The 21945-nt window shown below is 66.3% G+C and carries 26 protein-coding genes; 13 read left to right on the top strand and 13 right to left on the bottom strand.

The window, feature by feature from the left end; translation table 11 throughout:
* Entirely contained in the window at positions 1 to 1986 is a 1986-nt protein-coding gene (locus tag IEY58_RS15055) for a PAS domain-containing sensor histidine kinase (protein ID WP_189047146.1), read from the bottom strand.
* 18 nt (positions 1987 to 2004) lie between these two features.
* Positions 2005 to 3141: a DUF2336 domain-containing protein gene (locus tag IEY58_RS15050; RefSeq protein WP_189047144.1), complete on the bottom strand. Its 1137-nt coding sequence runs from the start codon at positions 3139 to 3141 to the stop codon at positions 2005 to 2007.
* Positions 3142 to 3420: 279 nt separating this feature from the next.
* Between IEY58_RS15050 and IEY58_RS15045 the strand changes: the two genes are divergently transcribed.
* Positions 3421 to 3642, top strand: coding sequence for a hypothetical protein (locus IEY58_RS15045; protein ID WP_189047142.1), 222 nt, complete (start codon positions 3421 to 3423; stop codon positions 3640 to 3642).
* A gap of 69 nt (positions 3643 to 3711) precedes the next feature.
* Here the strand turns inward: IEY58_RS15045 and ftsY are convergent, their stop codons facing one another.
* The 5 genes from ftsY to IEY58_RS15020 all read right to left on the bottom strand — a co-directional run bounded on the left by ftsY (position 3712) and on the right by IEY58_RS15020 (position 7470).
* Positions 3712 to 4641 (bottom strand): signal recognition particle-docking protein FtsY, encoded by a 930-nt coding sequence (gene ftsY, locus IEY58_RS15040; protein ID WP_189047140.1) that lies wholly within the window; start codon positions 4639 to 4641, stop codon positions 3712 to 3714.
* Positions 4638 to 5894 (bottom strand): tRNA (N(6)-L-threonylcarbamoyladenosine(37)-C(2))-methylthiotransferase MtaB, encoded by a 1257-nt coding sequence (gene mtaB / locus IEY58_RS15035; RefSeq protein ID WP_229743737.1) that lies wholly within the window; start codon positions 5892 to 5894, stop codon positions 4638 to 4640. The genes ftsY and mtaB overlap by 4 nt, the downstream gene beginning before the upstream one ends.
* A gap of 22 nt (positions 5895 to 5916) precedes the next feature.
* Positions 5917 to 6759 (bottom strand): diaminopimelate epimerase, encoded by an 843-nt coding sequence (dapF, locus tag IEY58_RS15030; protein ID WP_189047136.1) that lies wholly within the window; start codon positions 6757 to 6759, stop codon positions 5917 to 5919.
* A 107-nt stretch (positions 6760 to 6866) separates the two neighbouring features.
* Complete coding sequence (locus tag IEY58_RS15025; protein ID WP_189047134.1) at positions 6867 to 7127, bottom strand: hypothetical protein; 261 nt, start codon at positions 7125 to 7127, stop codon at positions 6867 to 6869.
* 49 nt (positions 7128 to 7176) lie between these two features.
* On the bottom strand, positions 7177 to 7470 hold the full coding sequence (locus IEY58_RS15020; protein ID WP_189047377.1) for a DUF1244 domain-containing protein: 294 nt from the start codon (positions 7468 to 7470) through the stop codon (positions 7177 to 7179).
* 140 nt (positions 7471 to 7610) lie between these two features.
* Between IEY58_RS15020 and IEY58_RS15015 the strand changes: the two genes are divergently transcribed.
* Positions 7611 to 7853, top strand: coding sequence for a CopG family ribbon-helix-helix protein (locus IEY58_RS15015; protein WP_189047132.1), 243 nt, complete (start codon positions 7611 to 7613; stop codon positions 7851 to 7853).
* Positions 7850 to 8140: a type II toxin-antitoxin system RelE/ParE family toxin gene (locus IEY58_RS15010; RefSeq protein ID WP_189047130.1), complete on the top strand. Its 291-nt coding sequence runs from the start codon at positions 7850 to 7852 to the stop codon at positions 8138 to 8140. Before IEY58_RS15015 ends, IEY58_RS15010 begins: the two co-directional genes overlap by 4 nt.
* Here IEY58_RS15010 and IEY58_RS15005 read toward each other — a convergent pair.
* The gene (locus IEY58_RS15005) at positions 8137 to 8916 is read right to left on the bottom strand and encodes an SDR family NAD(P)-dependent oxidoreductase (RefSeq protein WP_189047128.1); all 780 of its coding nucleotides are present in this window, start codon (positions 8914 to 8916) and stop codon (positions 8137 to 8139) included. The genes IEY58_RS15010 and IEY58_RS15005 overlap by 4 nt on opposite strands.
* A 238-nt stretch (positions 8917 to 9154) precedes the next feature.
* Here IEY58_RS15005 and IEY58_RS15000 point away from each other — a divergent pair, with 238 nt between their 5' ends.
* The 3 genes from IEY58_RS15000 to IEY58_RS14990 all read left to right on the top strand — a co-directional run bounded on the left by IEY58_RS15000 (position 9155) and on the right by IEY58_RS14990 (position 11866).
* Complete coding sequence (locus IEY58_RS15000) at positions 9155 to 10147, top strand: 3-hydroxyacyl-CoA dehydrogenase NAD-binding domain-containing protein (RefSeq protein ID WP_189047126.1); 993 nt, start codon at positions 9155 to 9157, stop codon at positions 10145 to 10147.
* A 46-nt stretch (positions 10148 to 10193) separates the two neighbouring features.
* Positions 10194 to 11171, top strand: a complete 978-nt coding sequence (locus tag IEY58_RS14995) for a zinc-dependent alcohol dehydrogenase family protein (RefSeq protein WP_189047124.1) — start codon at positions 10194 to 10196, stop codon at positions 11169 to 11171.
* A gap of 143 nt (positions 11172 to 11314) precedes the next feature.
* Positions 11315 to 11866, top strand: a complete 552-nt coding sequence (locus tag IEY58_RS14990) for an RT0821/Lpp0805 family surface protein (protein ID WP_229743736.1) — start codon at positions 11315 to 11317, stop codon at positions 11864 to 11866.
* Positions 11867 to 11956: 90 nt separating this feature from the next.
* Here the strand turns inward: IEY58_RS14990 and IEY58_RS14985 are convergent, their stop codons facing one another.
* From IEY58_RS14985 to IEY58_RS14965, 5 genes are all read right to left on the bottom strand, one after another.
* Positions 11957 to 13261 carry a sensor histidine kinase gene (locus IEY58_RS14985; RefSeq protein ID WP_189047120.1) on the bottom strand — a complete coding sequence of 435 codons (1305 nt, stop codon included), beginning with the start codon at positions 13259 to 13261 and terminating at the stop codon, positions 11957 to 11959.
* Between the two features lie 184 nt (positions 13262 to 13445).
* Positions 13446 to 13913 (bottom strand): DUF2147 domain-containing protein, encoded by a 468-nt coding sequence (locus IEY58_RS14980; RefSeq protein WP_189047118.1) that lies wholly within the window; start codon positions 13911 to 13913, stop codon positions 13446 to 13448.
* 51 nt (positions 13914 to 13964) lie between these two features.
* Positions 13965 to 15191, bottom strand: coding sequence for an acyl-CoA dehydrogenase family protein (locus tag IEY58_RS14975; protein ID WP_189047116.1), 1227 nt, complete (start codon positions 15189 to 15191; stop codon positions 13965 to 13967).
* Positions 15192 to 15278: 87 nt separating this feature from the next.
* Positions 15279 to 16334, bottom strand: coding sequence for a phosphotransferase family protein (locus IEY58_RS14970; RefSeq protein ID WP_189047114.1), 1056 nt, complete (start codon positions 16332 to 16334; stop codon positions 15279 to 15281).
* 155 nt (positions 16335 to 16489) lie between these two features.
* Positions 16490 to 16684: a hypothetical protein gene (locus IEY58_RS14965; protein ID WP_189047112.1), complete on the bottom strand. Its 195-nt coding sequence runs from the start codon at positions 16682 to 16684 to the stop codon at positions 16490 to 16492.
* Positions 16685 to 16877: 193 nt separating this feature from the next.
* On the opposite strand from IEY58_RS14965, the gene IEY58_RS14960 reads away from it, so the two are divergent.
* The 7 genes from IEY58_RS14960 to copD all read left to right on the top strand — a co-directional run bounded on the left by IEY58_RS14960 (position 16878) and on the right by copD (position 21829).
* Complete coding sequence (locus IEY58_RS14960; protein ID WP_189047110.1) at positions 16878 to 18104, top strand: phage portal protein; 1227 nt, start codon at positions 16878 to 16880, stop codon at positions 18102 to 18104.
* Between the two features lie 5 nt (positions 18105 to 18109).
* Positions 18110 to 18604, top strand: coding sequence for a hypothetical protein (locus IEY58_RS14955; protein ID WP_189047108.1), 495 nt, complete (start codon positions 18110 to 18112; stop codon positions 18602 to 18604).
* Positions 18605 to 18705: 101 nt separating this feature from the next.
* On the top strand, positions 18706 to 18957 hold the full coding sequence (locus tag IEY58_RS14950) for a hypothetical protein (RefSeq protein WP_189047106.1): 252 nt from the start codon (positions 18706 to 18708) through the stop codon (positions 18955 to 18957).
* A gap of 144 nt (positions 18958 to 19101) precedes the next feature.
* Positions 19102 to 19548 carry a DUF2946 family protein gene (locus tag IEY58_RS14945; protein ID WP_189047104.1) on the top strand — a complete coding sequence of 149 codons (447 nt, stop codon included), beginning with the start codon at positions 19102 to 19104 and terminating at the stop codon, positions 19546 to 19548.
* A 55-nt stretch (positions 19549 to 19603) separates the two neighbouring features.
* On the top strand, positions 19604 to 20545 hold the full coding sequence (locus tag IEY58_RS14940) for a hypothetical protein (protein WP_189047102.1): 942 nt from the start codon (positions 19604 to 19606) through the stop codon (positions 20543 to 20545).
* Between the two features lie 10 nt (positions 20546 to 20555).
* Positions 20556 to 20948, top strand: a complete 393-nt coding sequence (gene copC, locus IEY58_RS14935) for a copper homeostasis periplasmic binding protein CopC (protein WP_189047100.1) — start codon at positions 20556 to 20558, stop codon at positions 20946 to 20948.
* Positions 20945 to 21829 (top strand): copper homeostasis membrane protein CopD, encoded by an 885-nt coding sequence (gene copD, locus IEY58_RS14930; RefSeq protein WP_189047098.1) that lies wholly within the window; start codon positions 20945 to 20947, stop codon positions 21827 to 21829. The genes copC and copD overlap by 4 nt, the downstream gene beginning before the upstream one ends.
* Positions 21830 to 21945: the final 116 nt, after the last annotated feature.

Raw genomic sequence — 21945 nt, 5'->3', positions numbered from 1 at the left:
CTAACCGGATAGGGGCGGCTCCACGGCCGCCCCATCGTCCCACAGATCGAAACGCTCGGCCGGCAGCAGGATTGTGACGGTCGTGCCGCGGTCGAGCTCGCTCTCGATCCGGATCTCGCCGTTGTGCAGCTCGACCATGGCGCGGGTCAGCGGCAATCCCAGGCCCGTGCCCTCGTACTTGCGGCTCAGAGTGCCGTCGACCTGGCCGAACGGCTTCAAGGCGACCGCGATATCCTCGGACGCGATGCCGATGCCGGTATCGATCACGCTGAGGCGCAGGTCGCCGTCCGCCGTGCAGACGGCGTCGACATCGACGGAGCCGCCGGCCGGCGTGAACTTGACCGCGTTCGAGATCAGGTTGAGCAGGATCTGCCGGAGCTTGCGCGGATCCGCCCGGAACGGCGGCAGGCCGGGCGCCACGGTCGTGGAAAGGCGCAGGCCATTGCGCATCGCGCGCTCACGCATCAGGCGCACGACGCCGTCGATGAGGCTCTTCAGGTCCAGCGCTTCTTCGTTGAGGTCGAGCTGGCCCGCCTCGGCCTTGGCGAGATCGAGGATGTCGTTGATGACCTCGAGCAGATGGCGCCCGCTGTTCAGGACGTCCTGCAGATATTCCTTATAGGGCTTGGCGATCGGCCCCATGGTCTCGGCGATGATCAGCTCGGAAAAGCCGATGATCGCGTTCAGCGGGGTGCGGAGCTCGTGGCTGATATTGGCGAGGAATTCCGACTTGGCGCGGTTGGCGCTCTCGGCCACCTCCTTCGCCTCGAACAGCGCGTGCTCACGCCGCTTCAGCTCCGTGATGTCGGTGCGGATGCTGACGATCGATCCGTCGCCGGTCATGCGATCGGTCGCCCGGATCCAGCGCCCGTCCGCCAGCTCGTACTCGATCGAGCCAAGCGCCCGGGCCCGGTCGGTCAGCGTGATCGCCATGAGCCGGCGGGCCGCATCGCTGTCGGCCAGGTCGCCGCATTCGAACGAGGTCTCGACGATGGTCCGGAACGTCTCGCCGACATGGATGCGCTTGGCGCTCCGCGGATACATGGCGAGAAAGCGCTGATTGCACAGCAGCAGCCGCTCGTTGTTGTCGAACAGCGCGAAGCCGTCCGAGATGCTGTCGATCGCCTGGGTCAGCTGGGTGCGCGACTGTGCCACCATGCCGAGCGCCATCGCTTCCGCCGTCACGTCGCGGTTCGTCCCGCGGAAACCGTGGAACCGGCCGGTCTCGGGATCGAACACCGGCAGCCCGGCCATCCGGCAATGACGTTCGGACCCGTTCGCATGGCGCATCAGGAACGGCTTGTCGCGAAATGGTCGCGGCTGCAGCGCCTCGAGCGGGCTCAGCGCCGGCTCGCCCTGGTCGTCGACGAACCGGCCGAGATCGAGCAGATGCCGGCCGATGAGTTCGCGCGGATGAAAGCCCAGGAGCTCGTTGACCCGCGAGGAGACGGCGGTCAGCACCAGATCCGGCCCGGTCTCCCAGATCCAATCGGACACGAGCCGGGCGACGTCGTCGAGCCGGTCTTCCGCCGCGGCCAGCTGTTGCTTCAGCCGGCCGGTCAGGGACGATTCGCTGACCGCGGAAGCGATGCCGACGAGCGTGCCGTCGGCGCGGAAGGCACCCCAATGCTCGGAACAGATCGTCTCGCGACCGGTCGCGGTTTCGATCGCATCCTCACGCAGATGGGTGATCCCACGCGCGAGCCCGCGGATCACCTCGGCGAGCGGCCAGGGTGGCAGCACGGCGGCGTCTGCCCGCGGTACCAGGCGCTGGGCCAGGTCACGCCAGGCGAGGTTGCTCCATAGCACGCGGCCCATGGGATCGGTCACGAGGATGGCGCCGCCGCGCGCGAGGAAATCGAGCCCGACCAGATCGAGCACGTCCCGGCACGCCGCATCGAGCCTGTCCAGCGATTCGGCGGCGGCGGCCACCGGCTCGGCCGGTGCCCTCAGCGGCTTTTCTTCGGCGCGCGGCAAGGACGACACATCGGCACCCCTCGGTCGTCAGTGCCTGGTCGGCGCGCGCTGCGGCTGCTCGATCTGCCAGATGGCCCGCAGGAAGTTCGGATCGCGCTGCCACTTCTTCAGCAGCATGCCCGCCGCATCGTCCTTGATCCGGTCATAGAGGCCGAGGATGCCGGCCATGTCGGCCAGGTGATTGACCGAATCGCGCCCTCGCGCCTTGCGGGTCAGCACATAGATCGAGGCGAAGGTCGACTTGTCGATGCCGCTGCCTTTGCAGGCGATCGCCAGCCCTTCGCCGCCCGGCTCGAACAGCATGCGCTGGACCAGCTGCAGGCGGATGCCGGTGAACTTGCCGAAGAGGGCGGCGAACAACGCCACCTCGCCCTCGCGCAGCGTCTTTACGATCAGCGCGGGCGTGATCTCCTGGCGTGCCGCCAGCTCGTCGGCGAGCTCCACCGCCTTCGGCCGCTGCGCGCCCTCGTTCTCGGTCAGCGCCTTGACCGTCGATTCCATCGTCTCGTCGAGCTCGGCCGGATCGACCTCGTACCGCTCGAGAATATAGGAACGGAGTGCCGCGGAGACCCACCAGTACATGCGCTTGGCGAGCGTCGTCTCGAGATCGGGCCGGCGCAGCAGCGGATTCTGGTACGTGTCGACGCGCTGCGACTGTTCGACCAGATATTCCATCGTCCGCTGCGAGATCCGGGCGTTGTGATTCTCAAGCAGCGTCTTGATGACGTCGACGCTCTCCGTCGCGACCAGCGCGTCGGCAACCTCCTCCGAGAGCGACTTGCGGATACCGATGGCGAGCTGATGCTCGAGCGTACGGTTGCGGATGATCTCGATCAGCTCGAGATCCTGCAGCACGTCGCTGTTGACCAGCAGCGGGTGGGCGACCTCGATCTCGTCGTTCGCGAGCGCCACCACAAGATCGGACGGCGCCAGCGGCTGCTCCGCCAGGCGCTCGGCCAGCGCCCGACGCACCGAGACTTCCACGTCGTGAATCAGCTGCCGCAGGATCTCGGTCATGAGCGACCGCTCGCGGTCGGTCAGGACGTCATGTTGGGAAAAGAACAGATCGCCGATCGTCGCGACCAGCATCCGTCGCCCTGCGACGGTTTTGTCCCGCGCCAGCTCGAAAAGATATTCGAGATCGTCCCGCTCAACCTTCGACATTACGATACCCTGAAGGATTGCCCGTCGGTTCCGGCAATCCTGGAACGAACGTGAACACCAAGGCGACTAGGCCCGCGTAATTTATTCGGCATTCAATGCAATTCATCTGCGCCTATCATCAGTACAATATCCGATCCAGCGGCTTGAGAAAGTGTTAAACGAACGAAAATTGTCGTCCAATGACATAGTCGCCCCGTCCGCGAAACCCCGGTAGGGAGCGCCACTTCTCGTCGCAATCGATCGATGCTATGATCTCGTAGCCCTAACCTGGAACGTTCGATGTCGGTCGCCCTCGCCCATGCGATCCCGCCCCCTCCGCCACAGCCGACCGTGCTGCCGACGCAGGTTCAGGTCGCCCAGGGCTCGGCCGTGCCGGTTCCGGCCATCGCCGTGACCGCGAACGAAAAGGGTGGCAACGCCAAGGAAGCGAAGAACGAGACCGGCAGCAAACCGGAGCAGGACGACCGGCGCCGCGGCAAGCTCGTCGACCTTTACGCCTGACGCCCATCTGAGCACAGCAAATCACCCGTCATCCCCGGGCGTGACGATGCAGGGGCGTTCGCGGGAGAGCTACCCTTCCAATCCCACCAGGCTCCGCGCGAAGGCGGTCGCCTCGAACGGGCGCAGGTCCTCCGCCGTCTCGCCGACGCCGATCGCGTGGACCGGGATGCCGTAGCGCTCGGCGAGGCTGACGAGCACGCCGCCTCGCGCCGTGCCGTCGAGCTTGGTCATGACGATGCCGGTAACGCCGACCATGTCGCGGAACGTCTCGGCCTGGGCATGGGCGTTCTGGCCGACCGTCGCGTCCAGCACCAGGAGCACGCTGTGCGGCGCCGCCGGGTCGCCCTTCTTCAGGACGCGCACGATCTTCTGCAGCTCGGCCATGAGGTCCGTGCGATTCTGCAGCCGCCCGGCGGTGTCGATCAGCAGCAGGTCGGCGCCCTCAGCTTTCGCGGCATTGTAGGCGTCGAGTGCCAGGCCCGCGGCGTCGGCGCCGGTCGGCCGGGTCGTGATCGGGCAACCCGTGCGCTCGGCCCAAATCTTGAGCTGCTCGACCGCCGCGGCGCGGAAGGTGTCGCCGGCCGCCAGATGCACCTTGAGGCCGGCATCGCGATAGGACTTCGCGAACTTGCCGATCGTCGTCGTCTTGCCGCTGCCGTTGACGCCGACGACCAGCACGACGTGCGGCTTGAGCTTGGCATCGATCTTGAGCGGCTTTGCGATCGGGTCAATCAGCTCGACGATGACCTCGGCGAGTGCTGCCCGGATCTCCTCCGGCGTCACTTCCTGGCCGAATCGGGTCTTGCGCAGGCGCGTCGTCACCTCGTCGGCAATCGTGATGCCCATGTCGGCCTGGATCAGCAGTTCCTCGAGCTCGTCCAGCGTCTCGTCATCGAGGCGCCGCTTGGTGAAGATGCCGACGATCCCCTCGCTGAGCTTCGTCGAGGACCGGCCAAGGCCGCGCTTCAACCGTTGCAGCCAGCTGCCGCCTTCGCTCACTCGACTTCTCCCACCAACTGATCTCCATCGACCGCCGTCACCCGTGCCCGGAACAGGTGGCCCACCGCGACCGGCCGGTCGGGCCGGAGCGGCGCGTAGTGGGCGGTATGGCCGATCCCGCCCCGCTCCATCAAGACCTCCGCGACCGTGCCGACGGCACGCGCGAGAAAACCCGCCTGAACCTCGGCGCCCTTGGCGCGGAGCCGGGCCGCACGCTCACGGACCTGGTCGCCCGGCACCGGCGGCATGCGCGCGGCCGGCGTCTCGGCGCGGGCGCTGAACGGAAAGACGTGGAGGTGGGTCAGGCCCGCCTCGTCGACCAGATCGAGCGTGCGCTGGAACGCCGCCTCGCTCTCCGTCGGGAAGCCCGCGATCAGGTCGGCGCCGAGCGCCACACCCGGCCGCGACGCACGCGCCCGGTCGGCGACCTTGAGTACGTCAGCGCGGCCATGCCGGCGCTTCATCCGCTTCAGCACGAGATCGTCGCCGGCCTGGACCGACAGGTGCAGATGCGGCATCAGCCGCGGCTCCTCGGCGACGAGGCGCCACAGATCCTCGTCGATCTCGACCGGATCGAGCGAGGAGAGCCGGAGCCGCGGCAGCGCCGGCACCAGCGCCAGCAGGCGCCGGACCATCTGGCCCAGCGTCGGGCAGCCCGGCAGGTCGGCGCCATAGGCGGTGAGATCGACGCCGGTCAGCACCAGCTCGCGATAGCCGGCTTCGACCAGCGCCTGCGCCTGGGCCACGATCTGGCCGACCGGCACGGACCGGTTCGGCCCGCGCGCCAGCGGAATGATGCAGAAGGTGCAGCGGTGGTCGCAGCCCTGCTGCACCTGCAGGAAGGCGCGGGCATGGCCGTCGAACCCGTCAAGGAGATGGCTTGCCGTCTCGCTCAGCGCCTGGGCATCGCCGACCATCAGCGGCGCGGCACCGGGGTCCCAGGCGGCGGCCGTCAGCTTCTCGCCGTTGCCCAGCACGCGTGCGACCTCGGGCATGGCGGCGAAGCGGTCGGGATGCAGCTGGGCGGCGCAGCCGGTGACGATGATCGGCGCCTCCGGCCGGCGCCGGTGGGCGCGGCGGATCGCCTGGCGCGACTGGCGCTCCGCCTCGGCCGTCACGGCACAGGTGTTGACGATGACCGCATCGGCGAGGCCCGCCTCGCCGGCCAGCCGCCGCATGACCTCGGACTCGTAGATATTGAGCCGACAGCCGAAGGTCAGCAGTTCCAGCCCGGCCCCGGGCAAGCCAGACATGGACCGGTCAGACATGGGCGGATCAGTTGGTCCCGGCGAACAGCGCCGGGTCGAGCGTGCCGGTGAAGCTGGTCGCGACCGGCCCGGTCATCAGCACATGGCCGTCCTCGCGCCACTCGATGACGAGCCGCCCGTGCTTGACCAGGATCTCGGCCTTGCGGCCGGTCAAGCCCCGCCGCGCGGCGGCGACGAGGGTGGCGCAGGCGCCCGACCCACAGGCGAGCGTCAGGCCGGCGCCGCGCTCCCAGACCTGCAGGCGGATACGGCCCGGCGCCACGACTTGGGCGAAGCCGATATTGGCGCGCGCCGGGAACAGCCGGTGATGCTCGAGCTGCGGCCCGAGCCGCGCCATGTCGACGGCGTCGAGATCGGGCACGAAGAAGGTCGCGTGCGGATTGCCCATGGACGAGCACGTGGCATCGCCCAGCTCGGGCAGGCCGACCGGCACGGCAAGCGTGTCCATCGGCTCAGCCAAGGGCACGTCGCGCCAGTCGAGCCGGGCCGGGCCCATGTCGACCGTGATCTCGCCCATGGCCGCGCGCTCGGCCGGCAGCAGGCCCGAGATAGTCTCGATCACGATCCGCTCGCGCCCGCTTTCGCCTAGCACCTTGGAGACGACGCAGCGCGTGGCGTTGCCGCAGGCGCCGGCCTCGCTGCCGTCGGAATTCAAGATGCGCATGAAGACGTCCGCATCCGCGGACTGGGGCGGCTCGAGCACGATCAGCTGGTCGAACCCGACGCCGGTATGGCGATCACCGATCGCCTGCGCCGCCGCCTCGGACACACGGATCGGCCGCACGCGCCCGTCGATCACGACGAAGTCGTTGCCCAATCCGTGCATCTTGGCGAAGGGTACGGGTTCCATGCCCCTCATATAGGGCCGCGCCCAAGCCGCTGTCCACCCGCGCCCGGCGCGGAGCGGCTCCTACTTCAATACACAGGACAGTGTCGCTCGACAAAGCGGGCTTTGATCTAGGAGATTTCTCGCTTGCAAGCCAAAAGCATCATCGTACCAGCAAACAAAACAACCACCACAAGTTTCAAATAACTCCCAAGACGATCTTGTTTAACCTTTTTTAGATCCTGAGGCGACACTCCGCCCCTGACCGCTTGCCCCATTTTGAAGAAGAGGAAAAATCCAACCCCCATCATCAAAACCATCAATGACAGGAACAGAAAAGAACTCTCGACACCTAAGATTGTCAAGTCAATTGCCACAAGAACGGCAATCATCGCGACGTACAAGATCCTATAGTCAAATGGATCCATGCTTGTACTGGCTTCAATGCTTATGTTGCTTATCGAAGGCCGCCTGCTGCTCCGGCTTCGCCTGGCTCTGGTGCTTCGCCTTCCATTCCTCGTAGGGCATGCCGTAGACGATCTCGCGCGCCGCCGGATCGCTGATCGTGATGCCGCGGCTCTCGGCCGCCTCGCGGTACCAGCGCGACAGGCAGTTGCGGCAGAAACCCGCCAGATTCATCAGGTCGATGTTCTGCACGTCGGTGCGCTCCTGCAGGTGCTGCACCAGCCGGCGGAACGCCGCCGCCTCGAGCTCGGTCCTGGTCTTCTCGTCCATCATAGGTCCTTCGTAGTCCGGTCAGCGGAATATAGGCGTCCCGGTCCCGCAAAGTTAGGCCTCAGTCGCCCCGCCCCTTGGACAAAGGGCGGCAGAGGTTCATATTGGTTCAACATGAACCACATTGCAGAAGGCGAGCGATGAGCGCCTTTACCGTTCGACTGCCGGAAGATGTGACCGCCAAGCTCGACGCTCTCGCCGCCAAGCTCGACCGCTCACGTTCCTACGTCGCGGCCCAGGCCATCAGCGATTTCGTGGCGCGTGAGGCGGCGCATCTCGTGGAGATCGAAGCCGGGCTCGACGAGGCCCGGCACGGCGACTTCGCCACGACCGATGATGTCGCTACCGTCCTCGAGAAATACGGCGCCCTCGCTTCGAAGTGAGCGTCGACATTCGTTGGACGCGCCGGGCGCTGCGACGACTGGACGAGATCGGCACTTACATCGGCAAAGACAATCCGATGGCCGCCAACCACGTCGTGATGACGATCGTCGCCGGCGTCCTTCGCCTTCGGGATCGCCCGCTGACGGGCCGACTGGGCCGCGTCGCAGGAACGCGCGAACTGTCGATCGGCGGAACGAACTACATCGTCGCCTATCGCATCGTGCAGGATGACGTGGAGATCCTCACCATCCTGCACGCCGCCCAGGCGTGGCCGGACGTGCTTTAAAGGCTGCCACCGATCATGGCGCCGCCGTCGACGACGATCGTCTCGCCGGTCATGAAATAGCCGGCCTTGGACGCCAGGAACACCGCGGCGCCGGCGATGTCGCGCGGGTCGCCGATGCGGCCCAAGGGCGAGGTCGCCAGCACCTTCTTCAAGGTCGCCGGATCGTCCCAGAGGGCCTTCGCGAAGTCGGTCTTGACGAGGCCGGGCGCGATCGTGTTGACGCGGATGCCCTGCTTGCCCCAGTCGAGCGCCAGGTTGCGCGCCAAGTGCATGTCGGCCGCCTTGGACACGCCATAGGCGCCGATGACGGGCGAGCCCCTGAGGCCCGCGATCGAGCTCAGGAAGATGATCGAGCCCTCGCCCTTCTCGGCCATGCCGGGTGCCACCATCTGCGACAGCCACAGGTTCGAGCGCACGTTGGCGTTCATGATCTTGTCCCAGGCCTCGTCGCCGATGCCGGAGATCGGGCCGTAGTAGGGATTGACGGCCGCGTTGCACACCAGGATGTCGACAGCCCCATGCGCCTTGACCGTGCCGTCGACCAGCGCCTGCAGCTGCGCCTTGTCGTTGACGTTGGCGCCGATGGCGATCGCGGTGCCCCCCTCGGCCTCGATCTCGGCGACCACCTCGTGGCAGGCGTCGAGCTTGCGGCTCGACACGGTCACGCGCGCGCCGTGCCGGGCGAATTCGACGGCGATGGCACGGCCGATGCCGCGGGACGAGCCGGTGACGAGGGCGGTCTTGCCGCTGAGGTCGAAAAGTGAGGGAACGGGCATGGCGCGGGGCTTCCTTCGGAGTTTCCTGGGACCTGGTCGGCGGACGTATTGGACTCGTAAGGTCAACCGCCTGTTTGTTTGGTAATGCTAGCCTGACGCCCGCCGCGTGTGCAACAACACCCGGACTGAACCACCGGCTTCAGCCGTGCTGAGATTTCACCCGATCGACGTTTGACAGGCCGTGCCGGCCGCCCGATCATCGGAATAAGTACGCATTGCAGGGGGAGGAAAACCTGCCATGGTCGACACGAGCGAACGCACGATTCGGCGCGTTGCCTGCATCGGCGGCGGCACGATCGGGGCGAGCTGGGCCGCCTGCTTCATGGCGCGCGGCCTCGACGTCACCATCGCCGACCCGGCCCCCGGTGCCGCCGACGCGGCACGCCGGATCATCGATGGTGCCTGGGTCGCCCTCGAGCGTCTGGGCCTCGCCCCCGGCGCCTCGCCGGATCGCTGGCGCTTCTACAGCGACCCGGTGGCCGCGACCGACGGCGTCGATTTCGTGCAGGAGAGCGCGCCCGAGCGCTACGAGATCAAGCTCGACCTGTTGCGGCGCCTGTCGGCGGCGCTGGAGCGGGATGTGATCATCGCCTCGTCCTCGTCCGGCCTGCTCATCAGCCGCCTGCAGGAGGCTTGCAACTACCCCGAACGCTGCGTGATCGGCCATCCGTTCAACCCGCCGCACATCGTGCCGCTGGTCGAGGTCGTGGGCGGCCTGAAATCGGCGCGCTGGGCGGTCGACGCGGCGATGAATTTCTATCGCGCGATCGGCAAGCACCCGATCGAGATCCGCAAGGAGGTGCCGGGCCATCTCGCCAACCGGCTGCAGGCCGCTCTCTGGCGCGAGGCCATCCATCTGGTGGCCGAAGGTGTCGCGACCGTCGCGGACGTGGATGCGGCGATCAGCGAGGGCCCGGGCCTGCGCTGGGCCTTGATGGGGCCGCACCTGACCTTCCATCTGGCCGGCGGTACCGGCGGCATGGCCCACTACATGGAGCATCTGGCCCCGGCCATGACCGGCTGGTGGCCGCACCTGGGCAGCCCGACGCTGACGCCCGAGCTGCAGCGGCGCATCATCGACGGGCTGACCGAGGAGACCCGCGGCCGCTCGGTCGAGGAACTGGCCCGGCGGCGCGACGAATTCCTGATCCGCGTGCTCGAGGCGCGGCGCCAGGTCGACCCGCCCCCGGTCGACGAGCCGGGGCCGAGCGACGTGCCATCGGCGGACTGAACCGCCGACCGGACGCAAAAATAAAGAAAACATCCAAGGAGTCTTCATGCGCAGCCTGATTTTTCATCGCTTCGGCGAGCCTTCCGACGTGCTGGCGCTCGAAGAGGTGCCGACGCCTGAGCCTGGCCCGGGCGAGGTGCGCGTGCGCCTCGGCGCGCGCTCGATCAACCCTTCGGACGTGCTGACCGTGCGCGGCCAGTACGGCCGCAGGCCGAAGCTGCCGGCGACGCCGGGCTACGAGGGCGCCGGCACGATCGATGCGGTCGGACCAGACGTCACGCACTGGCGGGTCGGCCAGCGCGTCATCCCGCTCGGCGTCGAAGGAACCTGGCAGGAAGCGGTGATCGCGCCTGCAACCGCCGTGATGGCGACGCCCGAGGGCCTGCCCGATCAGATCGCATGCCAGCTCTTGGCCAATCCGCTCACCGCCTGGCTGCTGCTCGAGCTCCTGGATGCGAAGGCCGGCGATTGGGTGGTGCAGACCGCCGCCGGATCAACGCTCGGCCAGCTGATGATCCAGCTGGCGAAGCTCAACGGCATCAATCTCATCAACGTCATCCGCAGCCGGCGCGGCGTCGACGCGCTCAAGGCGGCCGGTGCCGAACATGTCGTCGTGACCGAGGACGAGGATGTCGGTCAGCGCTTTGCCGAGATCGCCGGGCGGACGCCAATCACCAAGGCGGTCGACGCGGTTGCAGGCGAGACCGGCGCCAAGGTTGCGAATGCGCTGGGCTACGGCGCGACGCTCGTCGTCTATGGCGCGCTCTCGATGCAGCCCTTGCCGCTCGACGCCGGCCGGCTGATCTTCCGCGGCCTGACGGTCAGGGGCTTCTGGCTCACCGACTGGTTCCGGACCGTGACGCGAGAGGTGCGCGAGCGGACGCTGGACGAGGTCGGCAAGCTGCTGGCGAGCGGCCGGCTCGCCCCGCCGGTCGAGGCCGAATACGACCTCGCCGACGTGCACGCGGCGATCGCGCATTCGGAGCGGCCGGGGCGCACCGGCAAGATCCTCCTGGTCGGCTGAGCCGCCGCCGTTTCCGCAACGGCGACCTCACGAAAACCACGGACGGTCGAAGCGCAAGCCTGTCACCGGCATGCGCCGTGCGCTACCCTGTTGCCGTTAGGGGCGCCATCGACTGGCGCCCCACCACAACGGGGACGATGTACGTGTTCACATTTTCTGCGCCGCGGACGGCGGCTCTCTCGCTGATCGCCGTCGCCGGCCTTTCACTCGCCAGCACCTTACTCGTCAGCCCCGCGCGGGCGCAAAGCTACGGCGTCGAAAGCGGCACCTGCGACCGTACCTCGCTGTCGCACGCGTTCGACACCTCGACCAACAACATCGTCGGCAGCGCGCTCGGCGCCGCTGCCGGCGGGCTGCTCGGCAGCCAGTTCGGCAAGGGGTCGGGCAAGTCGGTCATGACGATCGCCGGCATCCTGGGTGGCGCCTTGGCCGGCGGCACGGTCGGCCGGTCGATGCAGCCGGTCGACCAAGCCTGCGTCAACCAGACGCTCGAGCACGGCCAGACCGGGCAGACGGTCGCCTGGCAAAATCCAGACAACGGCTCGACCTATCATGTGACGCCGACCCGCACCTATCAGACGAAGAGCGGCACGCCGTGCCGCGAATATACGACAACCGCGGTCATCGACGGCCAGCAGCAGGAAGTCGTCGGCAAGGCCTGCCGCCAGCCGGACGGCACCTGGAAGCAGATGTAACATCGTCGAAGGCCGGGCGCGGGATCACGGCCCTGACGCCTGGCCTCACGCGACCCAATTTCACCCGACCCAATTTCACGCGACCCAAATTCACGCCACTTGGCGGGCCGGCGGCGGGAAGACGAGCCGGACGGTAGTGCCCCGGCCGGGCACGCTGTCGATCGCGAAGCTGCCGCCGTGCAGCTCCATCAGGCGCCTCACGATCGAGAGACCCAGCCCCGTTCCCGCCCCCTCGCGCCGGGCGGTCATGACGCCGAGCTTGCCGAACGGCTCGAGTGCCCCGCGCAGGCCCTCGTCAGTCATGCCGACGCCCGTATCCACCACCTCGACAGCGGCCGCACCGCCGGACGCGGCGGCGATCCGGACGCCGACCCGCCCGCCGGGCGGCGTGAACTTGACGGCATTCGACAGAAGATTGAGCAGCACCTGCCGGAAGGCGAGGTCATCGGCCTCGATCTCGACCGCCGGATCCACGGTGAGCTCGACCGCAATCCGCTTTTCCTCGATCTCGGACTTCATGAGCCTGAGGCAGGAGCGGATCATGTCCGTCCCGTCGATCGGCCCGGGCTCGATCTCGCGCTTGCCCGCCTCGATCTTGGAGAGGTCGAGGATGTTGTTGATGAGGCTCAGCAGCAGATGGCCGCTGCGATGGATGTCCTCGATATATCCCAGGTAGCGGGCATGGCCGAGCGGCCCGAACGACTCGGACAGGATGGTTTCGGAAAAGCCGATAATCGCGTTGAGCGGCGTGCGCAGGTCGTGGCTCATCGCCGCCAGGAACAGCGATTTCACCCGGCTCGCCTCCTCCGCCTGATCGCGGGCGATGGCGAGCTGCGCCGCAATCTTCTGCTTCTCCGCGATCTCGGCTTCGAGCTCGGCATTGGCCCGCGTGAGGTCGGCCGTCCGTTCCATCACGTGCCGCTCGAGCTCGGCATTGAAGCGCACCAGCTCGCTCTCGGTCTGGGCGTGGCTGCGCAGTTCCTCGGACAGGCGCAGGTTGACCCGGTGCAGCTGCACCGGGCTCACGGCCCCGAGCAAGCGAGGCAGCAGCGGCCAGAGCGTCATGGCGGTCACGAGCGATATGATCGCCGTCGCCGCCTTGACCGTCCCCTGCAGCACGTAGACGGGCTCCCAGAACGTCGCGGCCTCGATCACATGGGTCAGGCCGCACAGCAGGATGAAGGCCGAGAACAGCAGGAACGTGCTCGGCAGCGTGATGTCCCTTCGGCGCAGGACCAGAAGCACCAGGAATGCGGGAATCGCGAAATAAGCGACAGCAATCGCAAGATCAGATGTGATGTTGAGCGCGATCACCGCGCTGTTGCCGGTCAGGCAGAACGCATGTGGCAGGAAGCCGTCTGTCTTGAGCAGCCAATCAAGAGCCCCAGAGAGCATGTTAGTGCCTCCGTCAGGACATCGATCGTCCGGCCGAAATGGTCATCAGCGGCGGAAATGTTGGATTTCGATCACCAAACCCGGGCGGCCACCCGTCACAATTTCAACGGACGACACAAGTCTATGGCCCGTCCAGATGGAAATTCAACGATCAATTCTCTCGGAGGGTGCGTTTTAGCGCCAGTCACGCCGGCGTGCATTCGGTGAGCGTCGTCGGCGGCCGCGTCCAGACCTGGCTCTTGCCGAGCCACGGCACGCCGATGAAGCCGCGGACCTTCAGCGTGCCGTCGTCCTGGAGGACCATCCGCGACTTGTAGGTGTCGCCGTCCTCGGGATTGTAGATCCAGCCGTCCTCCCATTCGCCCTGGCCGGTCTTGTTGAAGCCGCCGATCATCGGCAATTGGCAGATCGGCCGGGTCTTGAGCTTGGCGTCCGGATTGTTGGCGTCGACCTTGGGCTTGCCGTCGGGGTTGAGCGGTTCGCGCAGCCAGGCGACCTTGCCGCACAGGTGCTGGCCGCAGGGCTCGATCAGGATGCCGGCGCGCTTGGTCTGATCGAACCACCAGCCGGTGATGTCGTCGCCGGCCGCGCGGGCCGGCATCGACGGCAGAAACACGCCGGCACCCATCGCCAGTGCCAGCCCCAGGATCATCGCGCGAATCGTCGCCTCCGTCTCTGTTAAGCCTCGCTGCGCCGTCGGTTGTTACGCCGTTGGGCGCCTTGCCGCCTGTTCCTTCGCCTCCAGCCGGGCGATCGTGCGCAGATGCACCTCGTCCGGCCCGTCGATGATCTGCAGCGCGCGGCCCCAGGTCCACAGGAACGCGAGCGGCGTATCGGGCGTCAGGCCCGCGGCGCCGAAGGTCTGGATCGCCCGGTTGCAGATCGCCGTCTGCATGCGCGGCACCACGACCTTGATGAGCCCGACCTCCTTGCGCGCCGCCCTCGTGCCATACTTGTCGATGAGCCAGGCCGTCTTCAGCACCAGGAGCCGCGCCTGCTCGATTTCCAGCCGGGACAACGCGATCCATTCCGCAACCGTTCCGTGATCCTGCAGCAGATGGCCGAAGGTCTTGCGGCTGCCGGCGCGCTCGACCATCAGCTCGAGCGCCAGTTCGCACTGGCCGATCGAGCGCATGCAATGGTGGATGCGGCCGGGCCCGAGGCGGGCCTGGGCGATCGCGAAGCCCTCACCCTCCTCGTGGACGAGGTTGGCGACCGGCACGCGCACATTGGTGAAGCGCATCTCGCAATGCCCCTCATGCGCCAGGTGATGCATGATGGTCGGGTTGCGCACGACCTCGACGCCGGGCGTGTCCATCGGCACCAGCACCATGGAATGCCGGCGATGGCTCTCGGTCCGCTCCGGGTTCGAAAGCCCCAGCACGATCAGGATCTTGCAGCGCGGATCGGCTGCATTGGTGATGAACCACTTGCGCCCGTCGATGACGTACTGGTCGCCGTCGCGCCGGATGGTCGTGCGGATGTTGGTCGCGTCCGACGACGCCACGTCCGGCTCGGTCATGGCAAAGGCCGAGCGGATCTCGCCGTTCAAGAGCGGTACCAGCCATTGCCGCTTCTGCTCGGGTGTCCCGAACATGTGCAGCACTTCCATGTTGCCCGTGTCGGGGGCGTTGCAGTTGAACACCTCCGACGACCACAGGTAACGGCCCATGATCTCGGCACAGGGCGCATAGTCGAGGTTCGAGAGCCGCGTGCCCGGCTCGTCGTCCTTCAAGTGCGGCAGGAACAGGTTCCAGAGCCCCGCCGCGCGCGCCTTGGCTTTGAGATCCTCGATGAACGGCGGCGGGAAGATGCCCTGGCGCTCGACGAGCTCATGCCATTCCGGATCGCGCGGCGCCACATGCTCGGCCATGAAGTCGCGGAGCCGCGACTGGACGGCCTTCGACGTCTCGGAAAATTCGAAATCCATCGGTTCGCCCTCCCTAGGGCCGGATCGAATTGCGTGGGATTGCACAGCAATCCCACGCAATTCGTGAATCCGTCCCTAATCAAATAATTAGAGCACCAGCGAACAGGCCTTGTCGGCCAGCACCCGGCCCTTGGCGCCGACCTGCTCGGCCTCAGGGTTGGAGGCGTTGCCGAGCCGCGCGCGCGCCAGCACGCCCTCGGCGATCACCGCCAGGCGGAACATGGCGAAGGCCTGGTGGAACGCGGTGATGCCGTCCGACCGGCCGGCGAGCCGGCAATAGTCGGCGACATGCTCGGCGAGGCCCGGGATGCCTTCGGCGGCAATATCGAGATCGGCGATGCCGCCCATGGTGCCGCTCGGCATGTGATAGGCGATGCAGTTGTAGGCGAGGTCGGCCAGCGGATGGCCGAGCGTCGACAATTCCCAGTCGAGGATGGCGATGACCCGCGGCTCGGTCGGGTGGAACATCAGGTTGTCGAACTTGAAGTCGCCATGGGCGATCACGGTCTCGTCGTCGCCCGGCGGGATATGCGCCGGCAGCCACTGGCAGAGCGCGTCGATCGACGGGTTCTCGCGCACCTTGGAATGGGCCCACTGGTCGGTCCAGCGGCCGATCTGGCGCGCATAATAATTGCCGGGCTTGCCGAAGTCGGCGAGGCCGACCGCGGCGGGATCGACCTTGTGCAGCTGGACCATCGCCTCGGCCATGGCATGGTAGTAGGTCCGCCGCTCCGGCTTCGGCACGTCGGCAAGGGCGGCGGTCCGGAACACGCGGCCTTTGAGGCGCTCCATGACATAGAACGGCGTGCCGATAATGGCGGCGTCAGTCGCGTAATGCAGCATGCGCGGCACCGGCACACCGGTTTGGCTGAGGGCCGCCATGATCCGGTATTCCCGGTCGATCGCATGCGCTGACTTCAGGAGCGGCCCGGGCGGCTGCTTGCGGAGCACATATTCGCCGGCCCCGGTCACGACCAGATAGGTCGGGTTCGACTGGCCGACCGACATCTGGCGGATCTCGGTGATCGGGCCGCTCGAGAGCACCCGGTCCAGATAGGTGCCAAGCTCCGCCTCAGGCAGGCGATGGACGGCACGAACCTCGGTCGTCTCCTGCTGCCCGGCCGGGCGTTCCGGTTCCGTCATGCCGCTCCCCCACAAAGATAACAGTCGTTTGTTTTTCGACGCGCGCAACGATGGCCGATCATAGCCGGCTTGTCCATGCGCCGCATCGACGCCGTGGAATTGGAGGAGGTTAGATGCTGCGACCGGTCGTAATCGGTTTGGAGAGGTCGGTCATGTCAGCGTCCCTCAAGCCGCTTTCGCTGATAGTAGATCTCGTAGCGCTTGTCCGCTCGGCGGTTCTTGTCGAGCCACGACCGCACCTCTTCTTCAGTCCTGAAGCGCGGGCCATGCTCGCCGCTGATCCGAACCTCATACGGATTTGGATCTTCATCCGGTTCGATGCGCCGGTCGTCGTCCTCGTGGTGTGACATAGTCGCTATCGCCTCCCTTTCTTGCCGAACGCTGGCGTTTCGCGCTCGCCGAGCTGGCAGTAAAGCGTCGGTTTCGGGTCCGTTATGTCACAGATCCTCAGGCCCCGTTTGGGGTTCGGGCCACTCCTCTTCGTCATTGTTATAGCGATAGAGTGTACGCTCTGAGATTGAGCCGAGGCGTGTTTGCTGCCTAATGCCGCAGATCCGCCAGTTCCAGGAATACTGGGACGCGCTCCTGGAGGGCAATCTCGCCGCCCGGCGCCACACGCGCTTCGTGCCGGGCGGCTTGAAGTACCAGCCGGTGCGCGACGTGCCGTTGAAGGACGAGTTCGACGAGTGGCTGGCGCGCGTCGTGTGCTTCGCGTTCTCGATCCCGCCGACCGCGTTCGCCCGGCAGACCAACCGGGCGACGGCCGAGACGGCGCAGGGCGCGGCCTTGGCCGAGGGGCTGCAGCCGCTCCTCGGCTGGGTCAAGGGCCTGATCGACCGCATCCTGGGCCAGGTCTTGGGCTGGCCGGATCTGGAGTTCGCCTGGGCCGACCAAACGGCGACCGAGCCGCAGGCGCAGGCGACGATCGCGGCCGCTTACGTCGCGGCCGGCATCAAGACCAGGAACGAGGTCAGGGCCGAGCTCCGCCTCGATCCCGTCCCCGGCGGCGACACGCTCACCACCACCACCCCGGCAAGCCCGTTGCCCGGAGCGCCATCACCTGAGCCCATAGCCAAGGCCGGGTTCGATCCGGACCAGCCGCGCGACACAGACGGCCGAGGGACAACGACCGGCGCGAGTCGCGATTGCACGGATGTATTGATGGGCGCCGTCGATCTCGACACCGGACTGAACGGCTTCGAGACCGCGCAAAATCTCCGGAACCTGGCTTGGCTTATGGGACCAGAAAGCCCCGTCGGCATGGCACCAGGCGGGGGTTTGGCGTGGCTGCCGTTCTCACCGGAGCTGGCGGCAGTCGGAGAATTCGCCGGAGTACTTGGTGAAGTCGGAGTGGCGGGCGAAGCCGGCGCCGGACAGTTCTCGTTGCTCCGGCCGACATGGCTCCAATCCGAGATAGATGTGGAACGTGATCTTGGACCAACCGCACGCGCACAGGTCAGCTTCAAAGGCGGGATCGAGGTACCGTGGGGCACTCCAGGTAGCATGAGGGTCGATTTCGTGCTGGATAATATCGGCACATTCGAGGTTAAGAACTATGATATCACCAATAACGCCGCAGCATTGATCAGGAATGTCACGAACCAAGCGATCGAGCGCGCGAATCATCTGCCGAATCGGCTCACCCAAAATATTGTCATCGACATACGCGGGCAAAGCGTCACGGCAGAACAACGCAGCGATCTCGTGGAGCAAATAGTTCAAAAATCCAGAGGCATAATCGACGCCACATCGATCAGCTTTAAGGAATAGATTCAATGCCAAACGTTGGGTTTTTTGGCGGGCATACGGTCCATGAACTTGGCCCAGCTGCAGATATGCAAGCCTTCTTCGCATGTGTAAATATAGCCGCGTCGCGCCTCCACCTCGATCCCGCCAGCTTGTCGCTTATCGATCGCCTCTATCGGCGATACGTTAGACTTGAGGAGCTTCAAGCTACCGCCCTCGTCATCGAGCGAATTCGCGCGGTCATGGCGGCCATCCCGCCGCAAAATGTCGACTGGAATTCGATCACGCCGCCTTATGGCGCAACAAAATTGGATATCTCGAAACCCAACCTCGCCGACCTGTTCAGCAGGTACTTTCTAGCCCTCGATGACGCAACAAAATCCGCCGAGTCGTTTTACAAAAAATTTGGGAAATACAGACCGGTTCTCACAATAATTTCAGACATGCCGCGTTTCGTAATTGATGAAAAACGACCCATGTCGGACTATGATACTCTTCAAGGAGAACCGATCTGGCTTCGATAACAGCTAAGAATCTGTAATCTCTGAAATATATTCCAGAAAGACGCCGCATATTAGCAAGAAAGGTAGCCATGCAGTCTTGCAGCATAATGACATTGCTGGAGATGGTCCAGAATCTCGGCACTCTCGACGAAACAAATACGATTTATGCAGTCGAGCCATGGACCACTGAATCAAAGGCTGTGGCTCTTCCCGAGCCGGATAATGGTACCTTGCCTGCCAAGGCGAAGCGATTAAACGCCACTTATTTTCTCGAAGTATTTATCGCTTGCGATCTTCTCAAAGATTTTCCGACATCCTCTATACTGGAAGACAAATGCGTGCGGCTGATTAGGTACGCCATAGACGACGCCTAAAATTCAAGCGCTACACCGATGGACGAAGTGGCATCGCACTGGTCTGCGACATTGCGCCTCGCGGAATAAGCGGATGTCGCGCAGCGTCCCATGTGGCAAGGTTCGGCCGCCGGGTAACCCGGCACGCGGGATGAACAGGACGTGATGGCGCGACGGCGCGGATATCGGCGAGGAGAGACGGGACGGGGCCGCATCGGGCGGTTCGGCTTCCTGCTTGCCTTGCTGGCACTCCTCTGCCAGGGCTTGGCGCTCTCGCCGCAGGCGACGATGGCGATGCCGATGCCGGCGTCGACGGCCCTGCCGGCGGATGCGGCGCTCTTCGCCGGTGGCTATATCCTGTGCCAGGACGACGACGGCTCGCCGGCGTCCGACTCCAGCCCGGACAAGGCACCCTGCCAGCATTGCGGCGATTGCCTGCTGTGCCAGGCGTTCCACGCTTCCGGCGGGCTGGTGCCGCCGCCCCTGCCCGTCCTGCCGGCGCCGACCGTCGAAGCCGCGACGTTCGTCGCCGTGCCGATCGCCGATCGGCCGTTCCGCCTCGCCGCCACCGCCCACCAGCCCCGCGCGCCGCCTTCGGTCACGAGCCTCTGACTGCTCCGGCCGGCCACCCTGGCCAGTCTCCGACCCTTGACCGAAGGAATTTTCCATGTCGCGCCTTACTCGCGTGGCCACCCCGCTGTTCGGGGCCGGCCTTGCTATCCTTACCGCCGGACCGACGGCGGCCCATGCCCACGGCATCGCCGGCGATCGGCTGTTCCCGGCCACTCTCAGCATCGACGACCCGGCGGTCGGCGACGAGCTGTCGGCACCGACCTTCACCTATCAGCCACAGAGCGGCAGCAACGGCAGCCCTGAGACCACCCGCTACGGCTACGGCTTCGAGTGGGACAAGACGATCACGAAGAACCTGGGCGTCGCGATCAACGACGGCTATTCCGTGATCCGCCAGCAGGGTGCGAACAGCCTCTATGGCTGGAACGACCTGGTGACGACGCTCAAGTACCAGTTCTTCGAGAGTGACACGCACGAGATCCTGGCCTCGGTCGGGGTGCAACGCGAATGGGGCGGCACCGGCGCGCTCCGGCTAGGTGTGGACGCGACCGGCTGGACCCAGCCGACGCTCTATGCCGGCAAGGGCATGGGCGACCTGCCGGCGAGCGTCGGCCTGCTGCGGCCGTTCGCGCTGACCGGCGAGCTCGGCTACCAGTTCGCCGACGTGCCGACCGCGCACGCGCCGGACGGTGGGGTGAGCCATAGTCCGAACTTCTGGAACATCGGGTTCTCGGTCCAGTACGACATGCATTACCTGCAGGCCCAGGTGAAGGACTATGGCCTGCCGGAATTCGTCAACCACCTGATCCCGCTCGTCGAATTCGCTTACTCGACGCCGGCAACCAATGGCTATGGCGCCACCACGACCGGCACGATCGCGCCGGGCGTCCTCTACGAGGGCGGCGCCTATCAGATCGGCGTCGAGGCGCTCATCCCGGCGACCAAGGCGAGCGGCACGCGCACCGGCGTCATCGCCCAACTGCATTTCTATCTCGACGACCTGCTGCCGACGACGCTCGGCAAGCCTGTGTTCTGAGGAGACGGCCATGACCCGTTCCACCTATTCGACTCGCCCCCACTCGACTCGGCTGGGCGCCTTCGTCCTGGGCCTGCTCCTCGCCTCGACCGGCCCGGCCTTCGCCCACGCCATGCTTGAAACGGCTACGCCCTCGGCCGGCAGCACGGTCGTGAGCCCGAGCGCGATCCGGCTCAGCTTCAGCGAGGCGCTCGAGCCCGCCTTCTCGACGATCAAGCTCACCGGCCCGGACGGCCAGCCGGTGGCCGCACCGAAGGCGGCACCCGACCCGGCCGACGCCAAGGTGCTGGTGCTGCAGCCGGCGGCACCGCTCGCCCCCGGCCACTATCACGTCGCCTGGATCGTCGTGTCGGTCGACACGCATCGGACCCAGGGCGGCTTCGACTTCACGGTCCAGCCGTGACGTCGCCGGAGACCGCCCTCCTGGCCGTCCGCTTCGTCCATTTCTGGGCGGTCTTCGGTCTGTTCGGAACGGTGCTGTTCGGCCTCTATGCCGGCCGCGCCGCCCGTGCTTTCGTGGCGCCCCGGCTCGACGGGCCGGTAGCGCTCATGAGCGGCGCCGTCTTCGTCTCCGGCGTCGCCTGGCTGCTGGTCGAGGCTGCCCATTTCGGCGGCGATTGGGCGGCCGCGGCCGACGCCGGCACCTTGAGCGCCGTCGTCTTCTCGACCGGCTTCGGCAAGCTGTGGCTCTGGCGCCTGCTGCTCGCGGCGGCCCTGCTGCCGGCCGTCACCCTGGAACGCAGCCCCGCGCGCGACGGGCTCCTGATCGCCCTCTCCGCCCTGCTGACCGGCAGCCTCGGCCTCACCGGCCATGCGGCGATGGATACCGGGATGCGCGGCGTGCTCCACCAGGCCTGCCACGCCATCCACCTGCTGTCTGTCGGGCTTTGGCTCGGCGGCCTGGTGCCGCTCGCCCGCCTCCTGGCCGACCGTTGGTCAGACGGTGTGGCGGCCGCCGAAATCCGCGCCGAGGCGCTGCACCGATTCTCGACCGTCGGGATCATGACCGTGGGCGCGATCGTCATCACCGGCATCGCCAACGCGACGCTGATCGCGGGCTCGCCGATCCCCTCGCTCGCGACCGCCTGGGGCCGCACGCTTGCGGTCAAGCTCGTGCTCGTCGCGGTCATGATCGCGGCGGCGCTCGCCAACCGCCTCGTCCTGATGCCGGCGGCGCGCTATGCCGCGATCGGCCGGATCGTGCTCCTGGAACAGGCCCTCGGTCTCGCCGTGCTCGCGACCGTGAGCCTGCTCGGCACCCTGCCGCCTGATGGCGCTATGTAATGGCGTTATGTAGCGGCGTCAGATGACGAATCCGGCGTTATTGCCGGCCACCATTGCCACCCGCCATTGCCACCCGCCATTGCCACCCATGGGCACTTTCGATAACGATTAAGGAA

It is taken from the genome of Aliidongia dinghuensis, from assembly GCF_014643535.1.
In the GTDB taxonomy this organism is placed as follows: Bacteria; Pseudomonadota; Alphaproteobacteria; order ATCC43930; family CGMCC-115725; genus Aliidongia; species Aliidongia dinghuensis.
Note: the sequence above shows the minus strand (reverse complement) of the source record. Positions and strands in the feature narration are given on the sequence as shown.